Below are 25,720 nucleotides of genomic sequence, written 5' to 3' on the forward strand. Positions count from 1 at the left end.
AATATCTGTTGTTTATTTTTTCAAAAAATAGTGTCGTCTGAGCTTGTATTTTCTGCAAGATTTCTTGTAGAGCTAATGCCCCTGCAATTTTTATACTTTTACCTTTTATTATTTTGGTATTAAACGAAAATTTAACGTTATAAATGTCTTCGAGAGAATTCAAAACCTTATCCAAAGATGTATCCTGATACGCTGCGATAGATTTTTCTTGCGCGCATATTTTAGAATTCCAAAAAATGATTATAAACAAGATACCGATAACTTTATTAATCCTCATAGAACGTACCTATTTTGAAAACAGACATTTGTACAGTTAATCTTTGTCTTGACTCCAAATATGTGAGAATTCAATACAGAACATACCTATAAAGTTTCAGTTATATCAAATAATTGTCATCCGTAATTTGATCAATAATCTTATGGTATTAAATATTTCTTTTAAAAATTATAGTTTTTTTGCTCTGTAAAGTTGGTTTCAAGAATATAATTTTCACACAATTCACTACTCATTAAACAGTTTAAGAAGGTAAAACCCTAAAAAATAATGGGATTAATTTTTGAGTAAAGTCTGTTTCATTACTTTTTTTGAAATAATAGCTTTAAATATTAATACAGAAACAAAGTGAGTGCATCTATGTTAGAGTATTACAAGAAATGTGAATAATAGACCTAACTACTATCCACTTTTAGAATATCTAAAAAAGAAATTAATATGCTGAAATTCAGTTTTTTTTTAGTATTAGAATTATTTTTTGCTCCACTTTGTGAACACTTTGTCTTGGTGTAGCATTCTTACCAATATATTTTTGCTATGAATTAATAATACTCAGTTTATTCATATAAATGATCAAAATTTACTAAAATGAAATTTTTAAAAACCATTTATTTACTACTATTTATAGTATGGTTATCATCTTGCGAAAAAGAAGAGCGTACAAACATAAATACAGATAAAGAAACTACTGGTGCAATGGACTTGGAGGAGGTACAATTGAAAGCACCACCTCGGATAATTGCACGTTTTTTTTTAAATGTAAGCGCAAATAGTAATGTTGTAGCTAGAAATTATAGAAAACTAATTTTTCAAATAAGAAATTTAATGGATAATAATCGTGTGATTATTAATAGAGTTCGTGAAATGAGAGCCCCATCAAATGATGTCTATAGAATTCGAGTAGGCAATGGCAACAATGTATATACAGATTATTATTTTTCTACAGCGAATATGTACCTGATAGGCGTAGGCTATATAGGGCGTACTAATCAGTATTCTTATAGCAGACTAAGAACTAGTGGTGATCAGACTGTATTCGAAGGTTCTTATAGTCCTGGTGAGGCTGGGAATCGGATATTTAACTTACCATTTTCTGGAGAGTATGGAGCTCTTCAAGCTGCAGCAAGAAATACCAGAGCTAGATCTAATATTAATATTAGGAATATGAGAAGTTTAGCAGGTTCAGACGATGGAATAAGAGCAGGCTCTTTTTTTGCTAATAGTCAGTCTCCTAGTGAGCGAGCTTATATCATTATGAATGCAGCCATAGCTTTTTCAGAAGGAGCTAGATTTCATGCTATTAGTGATTATGTGATACGTAACGTTCGGAGAAGTGAAGGAGGTGAACAATTAGGGGGTAATTTGGAGACCCTTACAAATAATTGGGGTAGAATCTCTCGAAATTTGAGAGATAGATTAAGAAATCCAAATACCGCAACGATTCGAGTAGGTCAATTTACTTTTAACAGCCTTCAAATATTTGGTCGGGTTCTGGGAATTGCTTTAAGACCTACTTGTTGTCGACCTAGGCATCATTAATTTGTGTTATATGTGTAAGGAAATTGATTACCAAGAGAATACTTGTAAAAAAAGATGTATTCTTCTATAAAAATTTTACTCTAAAATGCTTTTTTATTCTTAGGAAATCCTTTGTGTTACCAGTTAATCTACTAAATAAATACAGGGGCTTTTTTTATTAAAAAGAACCCCTGTATTATGAGTTTTAGAATTACACTTTGACCAGGAGTGTTAACTAAAATATTTTATTTATTGTTTGAAAATCTTTTGAGTTATTATTTTTTTGGCACTCACCATCTGGATAAAATACATTCCTCTAGAAAGCATACTCATATCGAGAGTTGTCGTACTATTTTTATTGGGAGTTGTGTCATCCAGTTTTACACTTTGCAGCATGTTTCCTTTAATATCCTTGATATATAAGGTAGCTGATCCATCCGTTATATTGTTAGTTTCTACGGTTAGTATGTCGTTAACAGGATTAGGGTAGTAAATAAAACCAGTAGAGTTAATTGGTGGAGCAATACTTGCTGCAAGTTGTCCTGAAGTTGATGTTTCACAAGAACTAATTTCTCTCCATCCAGTACTTATACGCTCAAAAAGACTTCCATCATTAACTACACGTGCTCCTATATTATAGTTTAAACCTTCTACCCATTGGGCTACACCTACGCAAGGTCCGGAGTTACAAACGCCCAATTGTTCCCAGTCATTGCTTGTACGTCTAAACAAGTGACCTTCAAAAACAACCAGATATCCAACAGGGTAGGTAAGATTATTAGAATAGAAAGGTATTCCGTTACAATTTACTTCATCAGTACCGGGTCCTCCACCGCCGCCAGTATTGCCGTCATCACAGGTAGATACACATCTTGCTCCATTTATGGTACGACGTATAATATTTCCTGGTTGAGTTCCAAATCCTTTATTAAAATCGATACCAACATTAGTAAGATGACAATAACTCATAATAGTACCACCGCCAGAAGGTAGTCCAGGTCTCCCACAACCTCCTTCTGTTCTATAACAACCGTCTATCGCAGTGCTATTTCCGTTCCATGAACAAGAATGAGTGTGTTGCGAACCAAAATTATGTCCTAATTCGTGAGCAACTACAGATACAGACCAGGAATATCTTGGGACATTACTAAAGCTTCTGGCAATACCAGATACAGCATATTTGTAAGATCCACATAATGCATTAACCCAGGCAACACCACCAGAAAAGTTATATGTTACAAAATGTCCTAAGTCACCATTAAAAGCATTTCTATTTCGATAATTTCGATAATCTTCAAGCCCCCTAAAAGGAGTAGCAGAGGTCCATGCATTTAAACCAGATAGTTTAATTTTTACATTTTCATTAGCATATAAAATAGCTACCTGATTGAATAATGATTGAATATAGTTAGATGCCTGTTGTGCACCTCCTTTATCACGTACAATATCATTACCAATATCAAAAAGTATTTCAGGACATTTTACTTGATTTTTTGCAGGGATGCTAGTATCAGATAGTTCTTGTTTGTGCTCAATACCGGTGTCTGGTGTTTGGCAAACAAAATCATCAAGATGAGTAATATCCTTATCTTCATATAGGATGTGATTTTTGCTGTTCTCTAATTTGGCAAGTACTAGATTGTTAGGGTCATCTTCTATACTAATAAGACCAGATACTTCGTTATCAAAAATACTAATAGCAGCTATTGATTTTGGATTTCCTTTTATAATACCTCTATAATGAGATATAGTTTTAGACGGAACAATAGTTTTTCCTGCAGGCATTTCGACAATCGTAAAATCATCTGTAGTAATATCTACTTTTACTAATTCTAAAGATATCAAAGATTTTTTTCCAGGTATCTGCAGACTCATAGTTTTTGGAGCATCAGATTTTAAAGAAGCCATTTTTTCTTGTTGAATAGAAAATATAGTATATTCCTTAAATTCTTTTGGGATTTGATTTTCAGAGCTTTTCAGATTTACAGCTTCAAAAAGATTTATTTCTTTAAAAGCAATACCAGAAGATTTTGCTGATTGGACTTCTTGTGCGGGCTGAATTGCTTGAGCTTGTGTGGCATAAATCGTCATTAAGAAGACGATGAGAATCGTAGTAATACGTTTCATAGTTTTTGGGTTTAAAATTGAAGAAAATCCTTTAATTACTGATGGTCAGTCATATGTAAAGAAAAAAAAATTCTTCAATGAGTTTAGTGTTTATTTTGTGCAAATGAACATAAAAAATGGGGAAATATCGCCTAGTTTGGTAGTTGTTTTTTTTATACTGAATAAAAATATCAGTTTGCGATATTTTAGAATCAAAGACCTCAGAAATGATAATAATTTTAGTTTTTTTTTATCTAATTTTAACTAAATAGTGAATACTAAAAAAGTGTTGTCTTTTATTAGTAAATTTAGAGTCTTCTATTTTTTTACAATTATAATAAGAAAGAATATTTTTATAGCGAATTGAAAAAAGCTTACATCACTTCATTGTCCAGATTCAAAAATTATATAAAAAGGAGACCAATACATTTCGTCATTTTGATGTTGCTGTTACTTTGGTACTATTTCTCAGTACCAAAACAATTATTCAATGATCCCACAGCTACTATAATAACCTCTAAAAATGGAGTATTATTAGGAGCAAAAATTGCGAAAGATGGTCAATGGAGATTTCCGGAAACGGATAGTATTCCAGCAAAGTTTAAGCATTGTATTCTAAAATTTGAAGATCAGCAATTTTACAGACATTTTGGCTTTAATCCAATTGCTATGATTCAAGCTATAAGTGATAATATCAAAGCGGGAAAGGTGATTCGTGGAGGAAGCACGATAACACAACAAGTAATTAGATTGGCAAGAAAAGGGAAAAAGAGGACATATTTTGAAAAATTAGTTGAATTAATTCTAGCGACTCGATTAGAATTTGGGTATTCAAAAGAAGATATTCTAAAATTATATGCATCCTATGCGCCATTTGGAGGAAATGTTGTAGGTATCGATATGGCCGCATGGCGATATTTTGGGGTGTCAGCCCACCAACTATCTTGGTCAGAGAGCGCTACCTTGGCTGTTTTGCCTAATGCTCCGTCTATAATTTATCCAGGGAAAAATCAAAAAAAATTATTAAAAAAAAGGAATAGACTACTTAGATTATTATTGAATGAAGGCGTCCTGGATTCATTGGCATATGAATTATCAATTAGCGAGCCATTACCTCAAAAACCATATCAACTTCCCAGGATAGCACCCCATGTATTGGATTTACTGGCAAAAAAGCATACTGGAAAAAGATTGCAGACTACAATTAATACATCGCTACAAAAACAAGTCAATCAGTTAGTAAAAAATCATTACGAAGTATTACAACAAAACGAAGTCTATAATATGTCTGTTTTGGTATTGGATGTTCACACTAGAGAGGTTCTGAGTTATGTTGGGAATACGCCAACGGATAAGGCGCATCAAAAAGATGTAGATATCGTTCAGGCTGCAAGAAGCACTGGTAGTACCTTAAAACCATTGTTATATGCAGCAATGATGGATAAAGGAGAGTTGTTACCAGAACAACTCGTTGCTGATATTCCTACTGTAATTGCCGGATATATTCCTACTAATTATGATGAGACCTATAGTGGAGCTGTTCCGGCAAGTCGCGCCTTGTCACGTTCACTAAATATTCCTGCAGTACGATTATTACAACAATATGGGCTACAAAGGTTCAGAGATGAACTTAATGTGTTTACCATAAAAGATCTGACTTATAGTGCTGATCATTATGGCTTGTCCTTGATTGTTGGTGGTGCAGAAGGTAGTCTTTGGGACTTATGTAAAACATATGCTGGGCTTGCCGGAATATTAAATCACTATCAAGATACCTCTAGTGAATATTTTGATAATGAATTTGTAGAACCTATAGTTTTGACTAAAAAGAAGGTTGGTTTTGGAAAAAAAGTAAAACAAAAACCAAGCTTTGGAGCAGGTAGTATATGGATGACTTTTGAGGCCTTAAAAAAAGTAAATCGGCCGGAAGGAAATGAAGCGTGGGAATTCTACGATTCGTCCAAAGAAGTTGCCTGGAAGACCGGAACCAGTTTTGGAAACAGAGATGCCTGGGCTATTGGGACAAGCAAAGATTATGTAGTAGGTGTCTGGATAGGAAATGCCGATGGCGAGGGAAGACCAGAACTTACTGGGTTACATGCCGCGGCACCGGTATTATTTGATGTGTTTAACCTGTTGCCGGATTCTAACTGGTTTTCTATGCCATATGATGATTTATTAAAAGTTACCGTATGCTCAAAAAGTGGTTTTTTGGCGAATAAAGAATGTCCCGAAAAAGAGATGTATATTCCTATTAAGGGAGCTACAACTAAACCTTGCCCATATCATCAAATAGCCCATTTAGATGCTACCAGACAATACCGAGTTAATTCTTCTTGTGAGCCTTCGGATACTATGATTCATGAATCGTGGTTTGTGTTACCTCCATTGCAGGAATACTATTTTAAAACTCAGAATGCAGATTATAGATCTTTACCCTCCTATAGATCGGATTGTACACCCGAATCTCTAGAGCATATGGATTTTATATTTCCGAAAGGAAATACCAGTGTATATCTGCCAAAAGGATTTGATGGTACTCCTAATGAGCTAGTATTAAAAATTGCGCATACTAAACCTGAGACACGTGTTTTTTGGTATATTGATGATCAATTTATAGGAGTGACAAAGCAGTTTCACGAAATGCCAATACTGCCAAGGCCGGGAAAATATACGATTACTGTTATAGATGAAAAAGGGAATGAATTGAAGAGAAGGATAGAAATTAAAGAGTAAACTTTTATCTGGATATGATTTTTGCCCAATAAATCACATAGCTGATATGTAAAAATCCCATTAAAACTTACCTATTAGTTTTAATGGGATTTCATTTTTGGAATATAAGCTAATCTATAGAGGCTTATATACTAATCCTAAAGAAAATGAAGATTCTTTACTAAAATTACGTCCATCTAGATTTTGATTGTATGCCGTAGATACGCCGATACTGTTTTTGTACACAGGAACATACAAATTAAAGTTTATATTAGTAAAATCTACTTCGGTTTGAGGTAAGGCCGCGGGTCCACCTGCAGCTGCAAATTCTGGAGTTCCTATATCCAAACCATCCATAGAATCCTGTATGGCTAACTGTGCATGAACATAAAAATAACGATTAAAATACCCTACTTTGGCTCCATATACCATGGCATTTGGAACAGCATGTTCACTACTTTCTTTAAGACTGTAGCCAGCTTGTAATTCTGTGAATACATTGATAGATGATGTAAATTGTGCTAATAGATTAAGGTTATAAGCATTCGCATTATTGCCTAAAGAAAGGACTCCTTCTCCTTCATAATCACCAATTGGAATACTTGCTCCTAAAGCGGCACCCACTTCTAGGTTTCCAAGGTTGCTGACTTTTGTTCCTGCTATTTTTCCTTTGACAAATAGGCTGAGATCCTGTAATCCGCTTGTAGAAGATTCACCTAATACAGGATCCGGTGCTCCCGTTTCGCTTTCTATATAAATATATGGTAAATTAATGGATGCAGAAAGCCAGTTCGTAATACCATATTCTCCAAACAAATTTATGATAGAGGAACTTATAGAACCTAATCCAGCCGGATTTCCATCATTAAGTTCTGTTCCTATATAGAATTTATCATAACTCTTATAGGAATAGCTAGGTGCAATGGTAAGCTCATTTTTCTGTGGATAAAATCCACTTACTTCTGTCTGCGCCATTACGGATGGGGATATCAATAATAGCAGTACTGCCCCTATGAGGCTTTTTTTCGATTTGTGTAACATTTTATTTTTAATAAAGTTAATAAGTCTGCTTAGACGCAGGATACTCCCTTTCATTTCTTAATAAGAATGTTATAAATCTGTTAAATAAAATATCGTTATAAATAAGCTATTTTTTTTACCAATTTTTTTAAAAATTTCCTGATAAATGAGAATTGTAATACCGTTTATCTCCTGTAACTTCCTTTCCTAACCAGGAAGGTTTTAAAAAAGTTTCGTTTTCTTCAGAAAGTTCAATCTCTGCAACAATTAATCCTTGGTTTTCTCCAAGAAATTCATCTACTTCATATACGTGATTTCCGAGAGGGATGTTATACCTTATTTTTTCAATAATTCCTTTTTCACAGAGTTTTATAAGTTCCTTGCTTTCAGTAAGGTCAATCTCTTTTTCCCATTCGTATCGAGAAGTTCCCGAAGCATTACTTTTTCCTTTGATTGTAATAAATCCTTTGTCGTCTTTAATACGAATTCTTACAGTGCGCTCAGGGTCAGCATTTAAATACCCCTGGATAATATGAGTTTTTTTTTGAGCATCTTGCTTAAAATTAGTCGAGGTCACCAGAAATTTACGTTCTATTTCTATCATGAATACTTTTTCTGTATTTTAGTTAGTATACTATTCTTTTGATTGTTTTTACTTAATGGCTAGCATAGTAGTGTTATAAGGATCGCAATCCTCATTATTTTGGTTAAATGAAAATTCGACCTGTGCTTCGTTTTGATCTGAAGCTTGTAGTTTGATAATTATAGTAAAAGTATTTTTTTGATCTTCGAATTGAAAATATGAAAATGTATAGTCTCCTTCTGGATATTTATGAATTTCTGATAGTGCCTTATCATTTTTTAAGATTGCTTTTCCTGTACATTCTCCATCACATAATTGGTTGCTATATATTAAATGATAATCAATTTCGTTTTTTGAAGTTTTAAGGAAGGATAATTTCTGAAAAAAATCATCAGTACCACCTTCTGATTTTGCAATAAAGACTCTTTCATATAATTTATCCAGCTCCTTTTCTGGATCTTTCTGGTTATTAATTGTTGATTCAGAAATTTCGACTGTCTTTTCTTTTAGTTTTTCTGTCGTTGGTTTTTTTAGTTTTTTATCAGAAGAACAAGAACCAAAAAACAAAATAAACAGAAGTAGAAGGTTTCTCATAAACTTATTTGTGTTTCTCCGAAATTTCTTTGATTTCATCAGAAAGAATTCTTTTTTTAGCAAACGTATTATTAGCTAACCATATCATGGTATAAGCAATTGCCTCAGGATGGATGGAACGATATTTTTTAAATGATCCTATCAATAGTGGGTTAACAACTTTCATCAGTTGTTTGAATATGTATTCCCCTATTCTTTTTTCACCTCTTTTTCCGCTGATTAATGAGGGTTGCAGAATATGAGTTTTGGGAATTTCTATAGCTAAAACAGCTTCTTCCATTTTACCTTTGGTACGATTATAAAATAGCTTGCTTTTAGAATCAGCTCCCAAAGCAGAGATTACAATAAACGTCTTAATACCTTGTTGGTTGCAGAGTTTAGCAGTGGCAACAGGTATCCCATAATCTATTGTATGATATAATTCTTTGTCAGGGGTTTTTGCATTGGTCGTCCCTATACAGCAATATACTTCATCACCAGTAAAATCTAAAGCAATATTTTCTAATTGAAGCATATCAACCAAATATTCTTCTATTTTTGGACTAGAATATGCAATACTTTTTCTGGAGAACAGCTTGATTCTATCATAGCGATTATCCAGATGAAGTCTTTTGATAAGTATACTTCCTGTTAATCCTGTTCCGCCAAGTACGATAGCTGTTTTAGGCACCTTACATTTCGTTATTTTTGTAAAGGTAGCTAAAGAGCATGATTACTTTAATCAAAGAAGCTATAAATTTGTAATTGATATAGATTATTTTTTTGGAAGAGCAAATACCACATAGAAAGATTATTCATGTTGATATGGATGCATTTTATGCTTCTGTAGAACAGATGGATTATCCAGAATTAAGAGGAATACCACTAGCTGTTGGTGGTGGAGGAAAACGTGGTGTGGTGAGTGCGGCTAGTTATGAGGCTCGTAAATTTGGTGTTCGTTCAGCAATGCCAGGTTTTACAGCAAGACGATTATGTCCTGATTTAACTTTTGTACGCCCCAGATTTGATCGATATCAGGAGATTTCATCGCAGATACGCGCGATATTCTTTGACTACACAGATTTGGTCGAACCCTTATCACTGGATGAAGCATATCTTGATGTAACAAAAAATAAAAAAGGAAATCCCAGTGCTTCCCTAATCGCAAAAGAAATCAGACAACGCATTATGGACGAGGTTGGGATTACAGCTTCTGCGGGAATATCAATCAATAAGTTTGTAGCAAAAATTGCAAGTGATTATAATAAACCTAACGGACAGAAAACTGTAAACCCGGAGGAGGTAATTGAGTTTTTAGAAAAGTTGGATGTCAAAAAGTTTTATGGAGTAGGTAAAGTAACCCAGGCGAAAATGTATCAGATGGGGATTTATACCGGAAAAGACCTAAAAGAAAAATCTGAGGAGTTTCTAACACAGCATTTTGGTAAATCTGGAAATCATTATTATCGAATTGTTAGAGGAATCCATGTGAGTGAAGTAAAACCAAACCGGGAACGAAAATCACTGGCGGCAGAAAGAACCTTTAGTGAGAATATTTCTTCAGAAATATATATGTTGGAACGATTAGAAAATATTGCAGAAGAGCTACAAAAACGCTTAAAAAGAAGTAAGGTATCAGGAAGAACCATTACGCTAAAGATTAAATATAGTGATTTTACCCTCAAGACCCGGAGCAAGACGTTACCGTATTATATAAGTGATGCCGCCATACTTGTGGAAACGGCAAAAGAATTATTATACCAGGAGAAAATGAAAAACTCGGTTCGTTTACTCGGTATATCACTCTCTAATCTGAATACGAGCAAGAAGGATCAAAAAAAGAAAGTAAATGAAGAAGTAGAGATTATCCAATTGAGGTTTGATTTTTAGACCTGTAAATTGGATGTCCACTGAAATTTCTTTGCTTTGTGGTGATACTTATTAAAAAAGTAAACTACCTCGGGGCAAGCCACGAGGCATTTATTGAAAAAACATTTTGATTTCGAGGCAAGCCTCGGAGCATTTAAACCTCGATTATCGAGTAAATTATCAGGTAACATTTAACCAGATTGAGACACTAACCAGAAACAATAAAACTCATTAAACATGAAAATACTACTACTTATTTTATACTCCGTTATTATAGCTGCTCAGGTTCAAATAGGAGATGATATTGATGGAGAAAATGGTCTGATAAGAAATGCTGCAGGAAGTTGCGTAAGTTCTCTGCCGATGGTGCTATCGTAGCTATTGGAGCACCTAGCAATAGTGATAATAGATTGAGCTCTGGTTACGTACAAGTATATTAGGAATGAAGCGGGAGTTTGGACACAGGTAGGAAGTGATATCAATGAAGCAGCAGCAGCTGATATATCTGAGATTATTTATTTTTAGCGAATACGATAATCACTGGGTAATAGATAAAAATTCAATGCTAAAAACATGTGGTTTCATGTGCTATGCGAATTTCAATCATTGCGATTTATATATCACACAATATCTCTCCAGCTCGTTTTAATGTATCTTCTGTTTTTGCGAAACAAAATCGTAGTACCTTATCATCTCGATTATTCAGATTAAAAACAGAAATAGGTATTGACGCTATTTTATATTCTTTAGTCAGTCTTTTGGCAAAAGACACATCATCTTCATCAGTAATTCTAGTGTAGTCTAATAATTGAAAGTAGGTTCCTGCAGCGGGTTTATATGTAAACCTGGAATCTTTGATGAACGTTAAAAATAAATCTCTCTTTTTCTGATAAAAATTTGGCAAAGCAAGATAATGTTCAGGCGTTTTTAAGTAAGTAGCAAGTGCAAATTGTATTGGGTGATTACTGCAGAAAACATTAAACTGATGTACTTTTCTGAATTCTGACATTAATTTTTTTGGAGCAAGGCAATACCCCATTTTCCAACCGGTTGTATGAAAATTTTTTCCGAATGAAGCAGTGATAAAAGCTCTTTCTGCCAGTCCGGGAAACCTGGCAATGCTCTGATGTTCTTGTCTGTCAAAAATAATATGTTCATACACCTCATCACTTAACAGAAGAATGTTTGTATTGTATAGTAATTTTTCCAATTGCAATAGATCATTTTTTGATAGGACAGAGCCGCTGGGATTATGCGGAGTATTGATGATTAGCATTTTGGTTCTGGAAGTTATTTTACTGGCAACTTCCCGCCAGTCGATTGCAAAATCAGGTGATAACAATTGAATCGGAACGACTGTTCCTCCAAATAGTTTTACAGAAGGCTCGTAAGAATCATAAGCCGGTTTAAACACAATGACCTCATCTCCAGTAGATATAAAAGTAGCAATAATTGTAAAAATTGCCTGAGTAGCACCAGAGGTAATAGTAACTTCTGTTTCTGGATGATAGTCATGGGCATATAATGAATTTGTTTTTTCTGAAATAATTTCTCGTAAAGAGAACGATCCAGGCATTGGAGCATATTGATTATACCCTTTTTGCATAGCTGAAGAAACCAAATCAACTAATCTGTTATCGGTTTCAAAATCAGGAAAACCCTGTGATAAATTAATAGCCTGTTGTTTTGTGGCTAGTTTACTCATTACAGTAAATATGGTCGTAGATACCTCTGGAAGTTTAGACTTTATATAGTGCATTGTGTAAAATTAATATAATTATAAAAAGGAGACATTGCTTTTTGTTTAAACTTGAGGTCGTATTTCAAGCAATTTAATCAGGAATGATCAACAAATTGAGATATCTATTTTAATTCATTATAAATACTGTATAAAGAAGTCAAAACCTTGTTAAAAACAAGTTTGAAGCTTATTTTTGTTTTTCAAAATTTTAAACATTTTAAATAATGGGCGGATTGATAAAATCTTCAATAGCTAGAAAAGTTGCGATGGCACTTTCTGGACTTTTCTTAGTATTCTTCTTATTACAACATTTTACCATTAATTTCACTTCTCTTTTTAGTCCTGATATATTTAACGAATTATCTCATTTTATGGGGACTAATCCGGTTGTGCAGTTTGCCTTGCAACCCGTATTAATTTTTGGAGTAGTATTTCATTTTATAATGGGTTTTATTTTAGAACTAAAAAACAGGAATGCGAGAACAGTAAAGTATGCTAAATTTAATGGAGGCGCAAATGCTTCTTGGGTATCTAGAAATATGATTCTCTCTGGAATTGTGATTTTGGCCTTTTTAGGATTACATTTTTATGACTTTTGGATTCCGGAAGTGGTACATAAGTATATAGAGTTCGCTCCAGAAGACCCAACTCGTTATTACCCAGAATTATTACATAAGTTTGTAAGTCCTGTACGTACAGGATTGTATGTAGTTTCATTTGCTTTTTTAGCATTACATTTATGGCATGGATTTGCATCTTCATTCCAGTCAGTAGGATTTAATAATAAGTTTTCTGTCGGTGCTACGAAGTTTGCAAAAGCGTTTTCAATTGTAATTCCTTTAGGATTTATTATTGTTGCAATCGTTTTACATCTTAATCATAATCACTAAAACCACTAATTATGTCAATTTTAGATTCTAAAATACCAGAAGGGCCACTGGCAGATAAGTGGACGAAACATAAAAATACTATTAACCTGGTGAATCCGGCTAACAAACGAAATATTGATATTATTGTAGTTGGTACTGGATTAGCAGGAGGAAGTGCTGCCGCAACCTTGGCAGAGCTTGGATATAATGTAAAGACATTTTGTTATCAGGATTCTCCGCGTCGTGCACATTCTATTGCAGCGCAGGGAGGAATTAATGCTGCAAAAAACTACCAGGGAGATGGCGATTCTAATTATCGTCTTTTTTATGATACTGTAAAAGGAGGAGATTATCGCTCTCGTGAAGCAAACGTTTATAGATTAGCAGAAGTTTCAGGAAATATTATAGATCAGTGTGTAGCACAAGGAGTTCCTTTTGCTCGTGAGTACGGGGGGTTATTAGATAATCGCTCGTTTGGTGGAGTTTTGGTATCCCGAACTTTTTATGCTAAAGGGCAAACCGGACAGCAATTATTACTTGGAGCGTACTCCGCAATGAATCGTCAGATTAATAGAGGAAAGATAAAGGCTTTTAATCGTCACGAGATGCTGGATCTGGTAAAAGTAGAGGGTAAAGCAAGAGGGATTATTGCCAGAGATCTGGTTACTGGAGAAATTGAACGTCATTCTGCACATGCAGTGGTATTGGCAACTGGAGGATATGGAAATGTTTTCTTTTTAAGTACTAATGCCATGGGAAGTAATGTAACTTCTGCCTGGAGAGCACATAGAAGAGGTGCTTTTTTTGCAAACCCTTGTTATACACAAATTCATCCAACCTGTATTCCTGTTTCCGGGGATCATCAGTCTAAATTGACATTGATGTCAGAATCATTGCGTAATGATGGACGTATTTGGGTGCCAAAAAAGAAGGAAGATGCTGAAGCAATTAGAACAGGGAAGTTAAAACCTACAAAGTTAACCGAGGAAGAAAGAGATTATTATTTGGAACGCCGTTATCCTGCATTTGGTAACCTGGTTCCTCGTGATGTAGCATCAAGAGCTGCAAAGGAACGTTGTGATGCTGGTTTTGGAGTGAATAAAACGGGAGAAGCAGTGTATCTTGATTTTGCTGCTGCAATACAAAGATATGGAAAAGAAAAGGCCTTGACCAGTGGGATTCATAATCCTACTCCGAAGCAAATATTAGAATTAGGAGAGAAAGTTATTGAAGACAAATATGGAAACCTTTTTCAGATGTATGAGAAGATTGTAGATGAGAATCCTTATAAAACCCCTATGATGATTTATCCAGCTGTTCATTATACGATGGGTGGTTTATGGGTTGATTATAATTTGCAAACAACAGTGCCAGGATGTTATGCTGCCGGAGAGGCTAATTTCTCTGATCACGGAGCAAATAGATTAGGAGCTTCTGCACTAATGCAAGGATTAGCGGATGGGTATTTTGTGTTACCATATACGATAGGAGATTATTTATCTCACGATATACGTACAGGGAAAATACCGACAGATACTCCAGAGTTTGATCAGGCAGAAAAAGATGTTAAGGATCGTATCGGGAAATTAATGAGTGGATCGGGAGAACATTCTGTAGATTATTATCATAAGAAATTAGGTAAGATCATGTGGAATAAGTGTGGAATGTCCCGAAATGAGAAGGATTTAAAAGAGGCGATTGAAGAGATTGCTGCTTTAAGAAAGGATTTCTGGAAAAATGTAAAAGTCCCGGGAACTACCGATAGTATGAACCCCGAGTTAGAAAAAGCCGGTAGAGTAGCAGATTTTCTGGAATTAGGAGAGCTATTTGCCAAGGATGCTTTGGATCGTAACGAATCTTGCGGAGGTCATTTTAGAGAAGAATCTGTAGAACAATCAGGAGAACAAAAAGGAGAAGCATTGCGGGATGATAAAAACTTTAAATATGTTTCTGCATGGGAATATAAAGGAGAGCCCAAAGACGCTGTGCTTCATAAAGAAGATTTGATTTTCGAAAATATTGAATTAAAAACGCGTAGTTACAAATAGTTGATGGTTGATAGTTGTTAGCTTATAGAATTTATTTTGAAACTAACAACCGACAACTGACAACCAAAAACTAAAATATATGAATCTTACACTAAAAATATGGCGTCAGAAAGATGCTAAATCACAGGGAAAGATAGTAGATTATCCAATATCCGGAGTTGAGGGAGACATGTCTTTTTTAGAAATGTTAGACGTGTTAAATGAAGAATTGATTACAAAAGGAGAGGAACCTGTAGTTTTTGACCACGATTGCAGAGAAGGTATCTGCGGAGCTTGCTCTTTGCAAATTAATGGAGAACCACACGGTCCCGATAGGCTAATAACTACCTGTCAATTACATATGCGTAAATTTAATGACGGAGACACTATCTATATTGAACCGTTTAGGGCAAAAGCATTTCCTGTTGTTAAGGATTTAATGGTCGATAGAACCTCATTTGATAGAATTCAGCACGCAGGAGGATATGTTTCTGTAAATACCTCTGGTAATACAATCGATGCGAATGCTATTCCTATCAATAAGGATGATGCAGATGATGCGTTTGCGGCAGCAACTTGTATAGGTTGCGGAGCTTGCGTGGCTGCATGTAAAAATGCTTCGGCTATGTTATTTACATCAGCAAAAGTATCTCAATATGCATTATTGCCGCAAGGTCAGATCGAAGCAACAGATCGTGTATTGGCAATGGTAAATCAGATGGACGAAGAAGGTTTTGGAAACTGTACAAATACAGGAGCGTGTGAAATTGAATGCCCTAAAGGAATTTCTTTGGAGAATATAGCACGTATGAACCGCGAGTATTTAAAAGCAAGTCTGAAAGGATAAGCTAAAAATATTATAAGTGTTAAGGCTCCAGATCTTCTAAGGTTTGGAGTTTTTTTGATTATTCAAAAATGAAAAAAAAAGTTAATTTGAATGAGGAATTTTAAATCGGTAATATCATTAATGTTAATTTTTATTTTTTTGAAAACATTCTGTATATATAGTCAATCAATATCTGAAACTTTATACAATAAAACTGAGCTTCTAAATCGGTTAGAAGAATTGTCGTCAGACACTTATGAAGGAAGAGGTATAGGAGAAAGAGGGAATACACTTGCAAGAACGTATATCAGTGAAGAGTTTAAAAAACTTAATGTGTTTCCGTTGCAAAAAACATATGATCAGGGATTTAGTTTTTGGAGTATTGGCAAAGAATATCAAGGGACAAATGTGATAGGAGGTGTTAGAGGAACTGATTTTCCTGAGAAATATATTGTAATCAGTGCACACTTTGATCATTTGGGGACTAAGGATGGAAAAATATATAATGGAGCAGATGACAATGCTTCTGGAGTTTGTGCTCTTTTTGCGTTTGCAGAATATTTTTTTAAAAAACCGCCCAAGCATTCTGTTATTTTAGCAGCATTTGATGCTGAGGAAACAGGATTACAAGGGTCTAAGTATTTTGTAAAACATCCATTGTAGGTATAGAGAATATTGAATTAAATATCAACATGGATATGATTGGAAGGAATATAAATAATGAATTGTATGCAGTGGGAGGAAGGTATACAGAAAAAATAAAAAGAATATTAGATAACTTTAAGAACAAAACTACAGTTAGATTATTACAAGGGCACGACGGATCGGATGGTAAACAAAATTGGACCTTAGCTTCGGATCATGCACCGTTTCATATACAAAAACTTCCTTTTATTTATTTTGGCGAAGAAGATCATCCAGATTATCATAAAGAAACAGACGATTTCCAGAACATACTTCCAGAATTTTATAAAAATTCTGTAGAACTAATCATTCGAGTTTTTAAAGATATTGATGACAGTTGGAATAAAAAATAATATCATTTAATGTGGGAGTTGTGAAAAAGATTAAATGATTATGGGTATATCAGGAATATACTGAAAAGCAGGCAGCTTCTTTTTTTTGACACTTATACAATTTATAACTAAAAATTTCGCATATTCATCGTTTCTTTTTCCTTTCTACTTCGTTTAAAAAATAAACCGTAGCTATAGCTATGCTTGATTTTTTTGCCTTGCATAAAGAAAAAATAATTCAATGAATTTATACGAATTTTTTAATCACAAATCGTATTATTCTGCTATTTCCGGTTGTTTTGTAACTATAGAATCACTGATTTTTTCCACATATTCCAATTTTACAGTTTTTTTGGTCACAATGGCATCATTAATAAGAAATGGTTTGGGAATCATCGTTTCATCTCTTTTTGGAATTGAGAATAAATCATTTTCTAATAAATCATAGGAAGATTCATAAATTATAATTTCAGGAATAGAATCTTTATGAAATTGCATACGTAATTCTAAAGGTTCGTTATCTCTCATGATGTAAGTCAATAATCGGCTTTCTTTTCTTTTTGTAAAAAAATTAGAGAGGTTGCCATCTTTATCCTTTATATCTTTAGGAGTGATTCCATTTGCTGTCAAACTATTGAAATTAAAAGATTTATCCATAAAAAAATCCATGCGATTAATAGTTCGTTGAGGCCTTATACAAATATCTAATATCCTAATATTCCCTTGTATGCTATCAAAAGACGTTTCGATCTTTGATGATTTAATTTGTTTTATAGGAGCCTCGTTAATGTAATTAAACGGTTTATTGTATTTACTTTCTAATGTGTTTTGATTCCAGTTCTCAGCAAGATTTTTAAGAGGGTTTAGGTAGTTTTTAGTCCATGAGTCCAAGGTGTGGTCATAAGATGTCCAATACGCTTTATCATCATCTTTGTGTACTAAATAGACAAGGCTATTAGGTTTTGGATTTTCTTTGTTAAAATCAGCATGTGTATGAGATAGTATGAGGCATACGACAGCCAAAATAAGCGTGATAGTACCTAGTGTCTTTTTTTTAGTATAAAAACCAACTACAGGTAATAATAATGAGCATAATAGGACAGTTAATATAGAAGAAGCGAATATTATTTTTAACCCCAAAGCTACCGGAAAAGAAACTATAAAAGGTGAAATCATAAAAACGGATGGCAAACAAAGTATCAACATTAATAATGGAGATGGTTTCTTTTGATTAATTAATACGAAAAAACATATCAGGCAAAATATCAATGGGATAATAAAATAGGAAGCACCTTTTAGATATATAGCAGCTGCTCCACAAAGTATAATCCAAAAAAACAAAGGGGTAATAAGTAAGCTAGGGAGTTCTTTTATGTTGTCAAAAAGGCTGTATACCATAAAGAATACCGTAATAGCTATAAGTACAGTAACCGCTATGTAATAATATCCGTTATACGGAAACCCATGCAGGATATCATGGAACTGTGGATATATTATTAATACTAATTTCCAGAGTACAAAGCCTAGAATTCCTGCTGAAGTAGTAGAAATGATAAAGGCTAAAAAGCCATTTCTGATTTCTCTAAAATTAATACGAAATCTAGCTTTTCCATAAATAATTAATCCAATAAATAATAAAATTGTTAACCCAAATAATGGATAAATCCACGAAAAAGGATATTTTATCATTTTAAAAATAGGGATGTTAAAATAAATATAGTCATCTTTTGATGTGAGGTTTGAAATATCAGAATCAGAGAAATAAGATAACAATGGCATTAAATAACTGCCCTGATGTTGTAGTGTATTTAGATCAAGATTTTGCCAGATATCATTAGCAGTATGGTAATCAAAATGATCGTCTATGAAAGCAAAATTATAGCCTTCGTTATTCCCATGTCTTCTGAAAACTGTTAAATCCGTATCGTTAGGCAATAACTTATAAATACTATACGCTAGAGAATTGGCTACAGGAAATTCTGGATCAGCTTTTATAAATTCTTCTATCATTTTGCCATTCTTACCATTGGTTTCCATAAGCATATATGAGTTACCACCACTACCTCTGGCTTCAAAATTCAAAACTAAACCTACATTTTTTGCCCAGGGATGCTCTGACACAAATAGATCAGCTCCATTAAGACCTAATTCTTCACCATCGGTTATACATATAATGATGTCATTCTTAGGAAGTTTTTTTTTAGAAAGATAAGCTCTTATTCCTTCTAGAATAGTAGCAACTCCACTGCCTGCATCACTTGCTCCATAGGATGAGTGAGGGCTACTGTCATAGTGAGAAACCAGAAGAAGTGATTTGCCATTTGATCCGCCTTTTATCTTAGCGATAATATTTTGTGGTTTACTAATACTTCCTTTATCACTAATAGAAAAACCTTCTTGTATTTCTGGTGATAATCCTAATTTTTTAAGTTCGTTCAGAATATAAGTTTTTGTCTCTGAATGAGCAGAACTACCGAGATAGTGCGGCTGTTTAGCGATGTTTTTTACGTGTGCTAAGGCTCTCATCGTAGAAAATTCCTGATCTGGAGTATCAAGACCAGAAATCTGTTGGGGCATGCTACTATAAAATGCATACCAAATAGCAACAAGTAGTATTAAAAGTGTAGAAACTGAAAGAATTTTTTTCATCAGTTGTGGTTTGTTTAAAATGTTTGTAATTAAGTTTTTATTGAAAGGTTTGGCATGATAAAACCAATTCTTGACAGTTATACTTTGTGGTCTTCTTTTTTATTATGCTCCTATGTTGGGTCATGTTTTTTAGCTTTGATTGTTATGATTATTGTCGATAATAACTAAAATTTATATGTTTTATTGGTTCAAATAAAGGTAATGAAATAGAAGTTTATTCGTCTAAATGTTAAAGTACTATTGATTAAGTAGTTAAAATTACTTATATTTAAGAATCACTAAATCACTATAATATTATGGGAATAATAAGTTTTCAGGGTGCGAGAACCAAGGTAAAGAAGCAGGATGACACGCTAATTAAAGTTTCAGATTACATGACGAGAGATTTAATCACATTTACTCCAGAACAGTCCGTTATGGAAGTTATGGAGACATTGGTGAGGCATAAAATTTCTGGAGGACCAGTAGTTAATAAGAATAATGAATTATTAGGAATTATTTCTGAAGGAGATTGTATCAAACAGCTTAATGAGAGTCGTTACTATAATATGCCAATTGATGATGCTAATGTAGAAAGGTTTATGGTTAAAGATGTAGATACTATAGATGGTAATGCGAGTATTTTTGATGCAGCAAATAAATTTCTAGAAACAAAAAGAAGACGTTTTCCAATCATTGAAGATGGTAAATTAGTAGGGCAAATTAGTCAAAAAGATGTCATGAAAGCGGCACTTATGATGAATAGTCAACGTTGGAGAATTGTATAAACGTTTATCCCTGTTTTTTAATAAGTACAAAAAGACAATCATTGTTTTACTTAATTGTTAAATTCCCTTGTGTTGGCGGTATTTTCGAATAAGTAGCTTATTTTTAAGCTGTCATTAGGTATATACGCTTTTGTATGAGTATCTGATCAAAATACTGATTAGATTCTTTTTAAAGTTCTTATGGGTATAAGTGAACTGTTTTATTGACTTAACGTTTATTTTTTTTGTTCAATTCAAAATCTAGTACCTTCTTTTCTTTCGTATTTATTTTAGAATAAAATATTCTCTTTACTAATAAGAAGAATTGTTAACTATTAATTTTTCTTGTAAAGTTGAATTCTTTTAATATAAAAAGGATTATATTTTTTTGTGCCTGAGATAACAAAAACAATACGATACAATGCTTTCTGTATTAGAGCTTGTTTAAAAACCTTACTTCTTGAAAACAAATATTTTAAGAACCGTGAGCTTACTTCAAATAATTAAAATATCTCGATATTCTCATCATTTGAAGTGCCCTCAGAACCTCAAACTATTGATTTTCAATTTGTATTCTTTTTAAACATACTCTTAGTTATTTCTTTTTACCAAAGCATAGTATTCATTTTCGAGCGGGAGATATCCTTGGTCATATACAAAATAGTAGATAGTACCTATTTTGGTGGTATAGATACTGGTGAAAAACTGGAAATCAAAACCTTTTGCAATCAATTTAGATTTTGTAGTTTTTGTTTTGTCATTAGGGTTTAGTTCTTCAAGAATTCTATAATTTTTTCTGAGACGGTTGTTGATATTTCTAAGGAGATTTTTGCTGTCTTTATTTAGTTTATTGTTGAAGGCATTTCTACAATAATCACTACAAAATTTTTTGTCAGCTCGACCTATAATTTTTTCGCCACATTCAGGGCAGTTTTTTTGCATCACTATGAATTGATTTGTAATTGTTTAAGTGATGAATGTACAATAAAAAACCGAATACAGATATGGTGTACAATCTGTATTCGGTCTTAGTATTAAATTATGAGTATTTTATTTTTTAGAAAACTTTTTAGTTATTGTTTTCTTAGTGGCAGTCGTAATCTGTGTCATATATAAACCAGAGGCTAATTTTGATGCATTATACGCATAAGAATTTGTCAATGATGATGAAGTATCTATATAATCTATTTTTCTTCCGTTTATATCAAAAATACGTATAGAAGTAATACTATTATTTTCAGAATTGAATTGAAGGATGTCAGATGTAGGATTAGGTGAAATAACAATATCATTATTTAGGCTATCAAAATCTGTAACAGAAAGAACACTTCCAGAACAATTAGGAATTGGATTAGAAAGTATAGGTTGTAGATAATCCATTTTCCATTGTACAACTGTACTCCAGTCATTTGCCAATATCCCACCTGTATCACCAGAATTAGGATTTAAAGCCCAAAATGTAAAATGAAGTTTCTTTTCTTTAATAAAGTCTATAAACTTCTGAAACCATATTTCATCTTTTCCTCCTTGTCCTTTGATCCCTAATTCGCCAATAAGTAATGGTGAAGTACCTTCAGTGTTTAAGAAATTAAATTGTTCTTCCCAGATGGCAGGCATGTTATCAGGAAAATCAGGAGCAGAAAACCAAACCTGATCAAATACTGTTGGGCCATATTCGTGAGGAGAGTACATTAATTTACTTGGGATATCAAGTCTAACCGGGAAATCACGAGCTCCCTGTAGATTACCTCCCCACCAGTAAGAAGTAGGCGTACCATCAGGTTTATTGTAAGCTTCAATCCCTTCTACCATAATAAGGACATTAGGATTAGCTTTCAAAATTGCATTTCCACATTTTTCTGCTGCTAATCTCCAGTCTGTTGCTGGATCATCATTACCCCATCTGGCGCCGTTAGGATTGTCAATTTTTCCATTAGGTTCGTTATTGATATCCATACCGATTACAGCATCAAAATTTTTGTAACGCTCTGTTATAAATACCCAATCATCTATCCATTGTTGTTCTGATACATTATCCGTGTACCAAAGTTTTTCTTGCAGATATCCATCAGCATTACGAGAATGGCAGTCTAAAATAACTTTCATATCATTATCCTGGCACCATTGTACAAGATAATCCATAATCTCAATAGGTTTTGTCATTCCTTGTAATCCAAGGTTAGAAAATGGTCCAACCTCTGGAGTTCCATCATAAGAAAACGGATCTTTTACCCAGTAATTCGGGGCTTGAAAAGTAGCACCATCCCTAAGCATTCCATTATGCCATGGAATTCTCAAACAATTAAAACCTAAATCTTTTGTTTGTTCCAGCATCCCTTCTATGTCTCTGGCATATAATCCATGTGGAATACTGATTTGTGTTTCAAAACCAAACCAGTTAACTCCTGCCAGAATAACTTCGGTTCCGTTTGAGTCTAAAAGTCTGTTGCCGTCAACCGTCAACCAATTACCAGGACAGCTTTGCTGTGAGTGCATGCTTGAGGATAGCAGAAGTACTGCAATAAGCACTGTGTAAAAATGTTTCATCTTAAAATTATAAATTTGTGTTTACTATAAAACATAACGGTAAAAGTGTAGTTCTGGTATTATAAGAATCAATATTGATGTTTATATCATTTTTAGTGATTCGTTTATTAAATAATTAAAAATCAATTGTTTGCATTTTTTACGAAAAAAATATTATAGATTAAGTTAAGAAATTTGTAAGCAAATTTTAGTTATAAAAAACAATAGTTAAGAATTTGTATATAATTTTTTTCTAAAAGAAAATCGTTTGAGCAAGCCTGAAAGTATTAGTGTGTGCTTGTATAATAGTTTTAATGTCAGGAGAATATCCGCCTCCCATAGAACACATTACCGGAATTGAATGATCTTTACAGGTTTGCAAAACAAATCGGTCTCTTTCTTTACAGCCTTCTATAGAACAATTTAGTTTACCCAATTTATCTGATCCAAGGATATCTACTCCACAGAGATAATAGATGAAATCAGGGGTTTCTGAAGTAATTAATTTGGGAAGTGTTTCTTTCAATATGGCTAGATACGCAACGTCTGTTGTATTATCAGTAAGAGGGATATCCAGATCTGATTGCTCTTTCCTGAAAGGATAATTTGTTGCCCCATGCATGGAAAACGTAAAAACATTGATGTCTTTTCTAAATATTTCTGCGGTTCCATTTCCCTGATGCACATCTAGATCTACTATGAGTATTTTCCTTGCTAATCTTTTTTTGATTAAATAACGTGCTCCGATAGCTTGATCATTTAACAAACAAAATGCTTCTCCGTGATCAGTATATGCGTGGTGTGTGCCTCCAGCAATATTCATAGCGATTCCATATTTGAGGGCATACTCTGAAGCTTTTATAGTACCATCTGCTATGATTACTTCTCGATTTACTAATTCTTGAGAGAGTGGAAACCCTGTTTTACGAATCGCTTTTCTATCCAAACTAAGTGCTGTAAGTTGCTGGTAGTATTGTTGTGTATGTACGGCTAAAATTGGTGCTGAATCTGGAATTTGAGGTTCAAAAAAATTATCTTTAATACAGGTCCCTTCATAAAGTAGTTGTTGAGGTAGCAATTCATACTTGATCATCGGAAACCGATGTCCTTCTGGTAATGGGTGTTTGTAGATAGGATGGTATGCTATTTTGAGCATAGCCTTTATTTTTCGAATTTGTATAGTTTATATGTTTTATCCTTCCTGTCGAAATATCCAAAATGCAACTGTTGATGATGTCTGAATAAGTTAACTGCAAAAGGGTCATCCAGTGTGTCTTCAAAATCATTTATACGGTCAAAAGAGTTTAGCGGAATATCACCTTTCACGTGATTAAAATTAACATCAAACAAACAATTGATATAAGTTGATTTAGTTGAAGAGTAACCACCATATCCATAAAATGTAGGATTAAAGCCAACGGAGAATGCCCCTGTTGAACCAATGGTTCCTACTGTTCCAAAACCTGAAGCAAAAGTTCCACCACTATTTATTTTCTTAGTACCGCCTAGTATTATATTGTATTTTCCATCTACCTTATATACAGAAATCCCTAAGTTCGCAGAAGATATTTTCCGTAAGTACTTAGCCGTTTTTTCCATTTCTCGAACTTGGTTTTCTGATATCCCAGGAAAAGCGCCTCCACCTTCCTGAATGATTGGAGAATTTTTGAAGGTAATAGTGTCTTTTTTATGTATAGCGTATTCTCGTATTTTTTCCTTTGTACTCAAATCCTTAATGGTAAACTTCATTTTTTTATTAGAACTGGCTATTTGAAATATTTTGTTGTCAAAAATATAAGAGTTACTTTTTACGAAACCTTCCTCCTTGTAAGAAGGTTTTTCAATGGTTTTATGCGTTGTTTGATATGTGTTTAGGTCTATATAGTATAAATGAGTATTTTTAATACGATGATCAAAACTAAGAATAAGTTGCTGGTTTTGCTGATAAATTTTGATTTCCTTAGAGGTGGTTTCAATTACATTTGGACTGTTAGATTCGATTTTTGCAATATCATTATGTGAAAATATATTGTGCGCAAAAAAAGTAAAACCATTAATGGGGTTCTTATATTCTAAATGCTTTAAGGAAACTACATTTTTATGAGCTGTTAAGTTTTTATCAAAAGTATAGATGTTTAGATCAGAAGTACCTTTACTTACAGTCAAAATATGAATTTTGTTTTTATAATTAACTGCATCTATAAACATTTCTTTTTTTAGTTTAAAGTCTAATAACTTTATAGAGGATACTTCATTTTTAAAATCAAATATTTGAACTCCAAATTTAGTATTTCTATTATTTGTAAAAAATAAAGAATAGTTGTTTTCATGTATGTTATACCCCAATAGGTTTTTATATTTATGGGGTAGTACTTCGGTAGTTATTTTTGCTTTTAGCGCATAGTTTGCATCAAAGAGATAGCTTTTAAACTTTTTTCTCTCTTCTAATAAAAGCATCAATCCATCAAGTAGCTGGTTGGGTAAGGCGTATGATTCCTTTGATAAGCTAGGAGTACTGGAAAAACTATCAGGTAATTCTAAAACTTTTTCCTGTGCTTGGACAGAAAAATACGTACAAAGTATACTAATCAGTAGGGCAATCTTTTTTGTCATTGCTTTTAGCATTTATTAGTTAGTGTTACAACTATGAAAAATGTTACCC

Annotated in this window: 22 protein-coding genes; 10 read left to right on the plus strand and 12 right to left on the minus strand. The window is 33.4% G+C overall.

Going from position 1 to position 25,720, the window contains the following annotated elements; all coding sequences use genetic code 11:
* A partial coding sequence (locus tag F0000_RS08570; protein WP_149624305.1) for a FecR domain-containing protein occupies nt 1-277 on the minus strand: 277 nt, incomplete at its 3' end.
* A 585-nt stretch (nt 278-862) separates the two neighbouring features.
* Here F0000_RS08570 and F0000_RS08575 point away from each other — a divergent pair.
* The gene (locus F0000_RS08575; RefSeq protein WP_149624306.1) at nt 863-1,813 is read left to right on the plus strand and encodes a ribosome-inactivating family protein; all 951 of its coding nucleotides are present in this window, start codon (nt 863-865) and stop codon (nt 1,811-1,813) included.
* Between the two features lie 228 nt (nt 1,814-2,041).
* Here the strand turns inward: F0000_RS08575 and F0000_RS08580 are convergent, their stop codons facing one another.
* Nucleotides 2,042-3,919, minus strand: a complete 1,878-nt coding sequence (locus tag F0000_RS08580) for a zinc-dependent metalloprotease (protein ID WP_149624307.1) — start codon at nt 3,917-3,919, stop codon at nt 2,042-2,044.
* Nucleotides 3,920-4,339: 420 nt separating this feature from the next.
* Here F0000_RS08580 and pbpC point away from each other — a divergent pair, with 420 nt between their 5' ends.
* The gene (gene pbpC / locus F0000_RS08585; protein ID WP_149624308.1) at nt 4,340-6,634 is read left to right on the plus strand and encodes a penicillin-binding protein 1C; all 2,295 of its coding nucleotides are present in this window, start codon (nt 4,340-4,342) and stop codon (nt 6,632-6,634) included.
* Nucleotides 6,635-6,748: 114 nt separating this feature from the next.
* On the opposite strand, the gene F0000_RS08590 is transcribed toward pbpC, so the two are convergent.
* From F0000_RS08590 to F0000_RS08605, 4 genes are all read right to left on the minus strand, one after another.
* Nucleotides 6,749-7,654: a transporter gene (locus F0000_RS08590; protein WP_188112059.1), complete on the minus strand. Its 906-nt coding sequence runs from the start codon at nt 7,652-7,654 to the stop codon at nt 6,749-6,751.
* 127 nt (nt 7,655-7,781) lie between these two features.
* The gene (locus F0000_RS08595; protein ID WP_149624310.1) at nt 7,782-8,237 is read right to left on the minus strand and encodes a CYTH domain-containing protein; all 456 of its coding nucleotides are present in this window, start codon (nt 8,235-8,237) and stop codon (nt 7,782-7,784) included.
* 48 nt (nt 8,238-8,285) lie between these two features.
* Entirely contained in the window at nt 8,286-8,810 is a 525-nt protein-coding gene (locus tag F0000_RS08600; protein WP_149624311.1) for a hypothetical protein, read from the minus strand.
* Between the two features lie 4 nt (nt 8,811-8,814).
* On the minus strand, nt 8,815-9,480 hold the full coding sequence (locus F0000_RS08605) for an NAD-dependent epimerase/dehydratase family protein (RefSeq protein ID WP_149624312.1): 666 nt from the start codon (nt 9,478-9,480) through the stop codon (nt 8,815-8,817).
* A gap of 92 nt (nt 9,481-9,572) precedes the next feature.
* Here F0000_RS08605 and dinB point away from each other — a divergent pair, with 92 nt between their 5' ends.
* Complete coding sequence (dinB, locus tag F0000_RS08610; RefSeq protein ID WP_149624313.1) at nt 9,573-10,679, plus strand: DNA polymerase IV; 1,107 nt, start codon at nt 9,573-9,575, stop codon at nt 10,677-10,679.
* 216 nt (nt 10,680-10,895) lie between these two features.
* Nucleotides 10,896-11,036, plus strand: a complete 141-nt coding sequence (locus F0000_RS27665) for a hypothetical protein (protein WP_188112060.1) — start codon at nt 10,896-10,898, stop codon at nt 11,034-11,036.
* 235 nt (nt 11,037-11,271) lie between these two features.
* On the opposite strand, the gene F0000_RS08615 is transcribed toward F0000_RS27665, so the two are convergent.
* Nucleotides 11,272-12,417, minus strand: coding sequence for a methionine aminotransferase (locus tag F0000_RS08615; protein WP_149624314.1), 1,146 nt, complete (start codon nt 12,415-12,417; stop codon nt 11,272-11,274).
* A gap of 206 nt (nt 12,418-12,623) precedes the next feature.
* Here F0000_RS08615 and F0000_RS08620 point away from each other — a divergent pair, with 206 nt between their 5' ends.
* The 5 genes from F0000_RS08620 (at nt 12,624) to F0000_RS28250 (ending at nt 17,158) form a co-directional block, all read left to right on the plus strand.
* Nucleotides 12,624-13,289 carry a succinate dehydrogenase cytochrome b subunit gene (locus tag F0000_RS08620; RefSeq protein WP_149624315.1) on the plus strand — a complete coding sequence of 222 codons (666 nt, stop codon included), beginning with the start codon at nt 12,624-12,626 and terminating at the stop codon, nt 13,287-13,289.
* 11 nt (nt 13,290-13,300) lie between these two features.
* Nucleotides 13,301-15,316 (plus strand): fumarate reductase/succinate dehydrogenase flavoprotein subunit, encoded by a 2,016-nt coding sequence (locus F0000_RS08625; protein ID WP_149624316.1) that lies wholly within the window; start codon nt 13,301-13,303, stop codon nt 15,314-15,316.
* Nucleotides 15,317-15,395: 79 nt separating this feature from the next.
* Nucleotides 15,396-16,142, plus strand: a complete 747-nt coding sequence (locus F0000_RS08630; RefSeq protein ID WP_149624317.1) for a succinate dehydrogenase/fumarate reductase iron-sulfur subunit — start codon at nt 15,396-15,398, stop codon at nt 16,140-16,142.
* A 138-nt stretch (nt 16,143-16,280) separates the two neighbouring features.
* Nucleotides 16,281-16,784 (plus strand): M28 family peptidase, encoded by a 504-nt coding sequence (locus F0000_RS28245; RefSeq protein ID WP_255452678.1) that lies wholly within the window; start codon nt 16,281-16,283, stop codon nt 16,782-16,784.
* Between the two features lie 35 nt (nt 16,785-16,819).
* A complete protein-coding gene (locus tag F0000_RS28250; protein WP_255452679.1) occupies nt 16,820-17,158 on the plus strand; it encodes a M28 family peptidase in 339 nt (112 codons plus the stop codon).
* A gap of 255 nt (nt 17,159-17,413) precedes the next feature.
* Here the strand turns inward: F0000_RS28250 and F0000_RS08640 are convergent, their stop codons facing one another.
* On the minus strand, nt 17,414-19,786 hold the full coding sequence (locus F0000_RS08640) for a M28 family peptidase (protein WP_149624318.1): 2,373 nt from the start codon (nt 19,784-19,786) through the stop codon (nt 17,414-17,416).
* Nucleotides 19,787-20,082: 296 nt separating this feature from the next.
* Here F0000_RS08640 and F0000_RS08645 point away from each other — a divergent pair, with 296 nt between their 5' ends.
* Nucleotides 20,083-20,553, plus strand: a complete 471-nt coding sequence (locus tag F0000_RS08645) for a CBS domain-containing protein (protein ID WP_149624319.1) — start codon at nt 20,083-20,085, stop codon at nt 20,551-20,553.
* 570 nt (nt 20,554-21,123) lie between these two features.
* Here F0000_RS08645 and F0000_RS08650 read toward each other — a convergent pair.
* The 4 genes from F0000_RS08650 to F0000_RS08665 form a co-directional block, all read right to left on the minus strand.
* On the minus strand, nt 21,124-21,474 hold the full coding sequence (locus F0000_RS08650; RefSeq protein WP_149624320.1) for a DUF2116 family Zn-ribbon domain-containing protein: 351 nt from the start codon (nt 21,472-21,474) through the stop codon (nt 21,124-21,126).
* 108 nt (nt 21,475-21,582) lie between these two features.
* Nucleotides 21,583-23,079: a glycoside hydrolase family 5 protein gene (locus F0000_RS08655; RefSeq protein WP_149624321.1), complete on the minus strand. Its 1,497-nt coding sequence runs from the start codon at nt 23,077-23,079 to the stop codon at nt 21,583-21,585.
* Nucleotides 23,080-23,311: 232 nt separating this feature from the next.
* The gene (locus F0000_RS08660; protein WP_149624322.1) at nt 23,312-24,214 is read right to left on the minus strand and encodes a histone deacetylase; all 903 of its coding nucleotides are present in this window, start codon (nt 24,212-24,214) and stop codon (nt 23,312-23,314) included.
* Between the two features lie 5 nt (nt 24,215-24,219).
* Nucleotides 24,220-25,671: a hypothetical protein gene (locus F0000_RS08665; protein WP_149624323.1), complete on the minus strand. Its 1,452-nt coding sequence runs from the start codon at nt 25,669-25,671 to the stop codon at nt 24,220-24,222.
* Nucleotides 25,672-25,720 lie beyond the last annotated feature (49 nt).

Source organism: Aquimarina sp. RZ0, assembly GCF_008370685.1.
Lineage (GTDB): Bacteria > Bacteroidota > Bacteroidia > Flavobacteriales > Flavobacteriaceae > Aquimarina.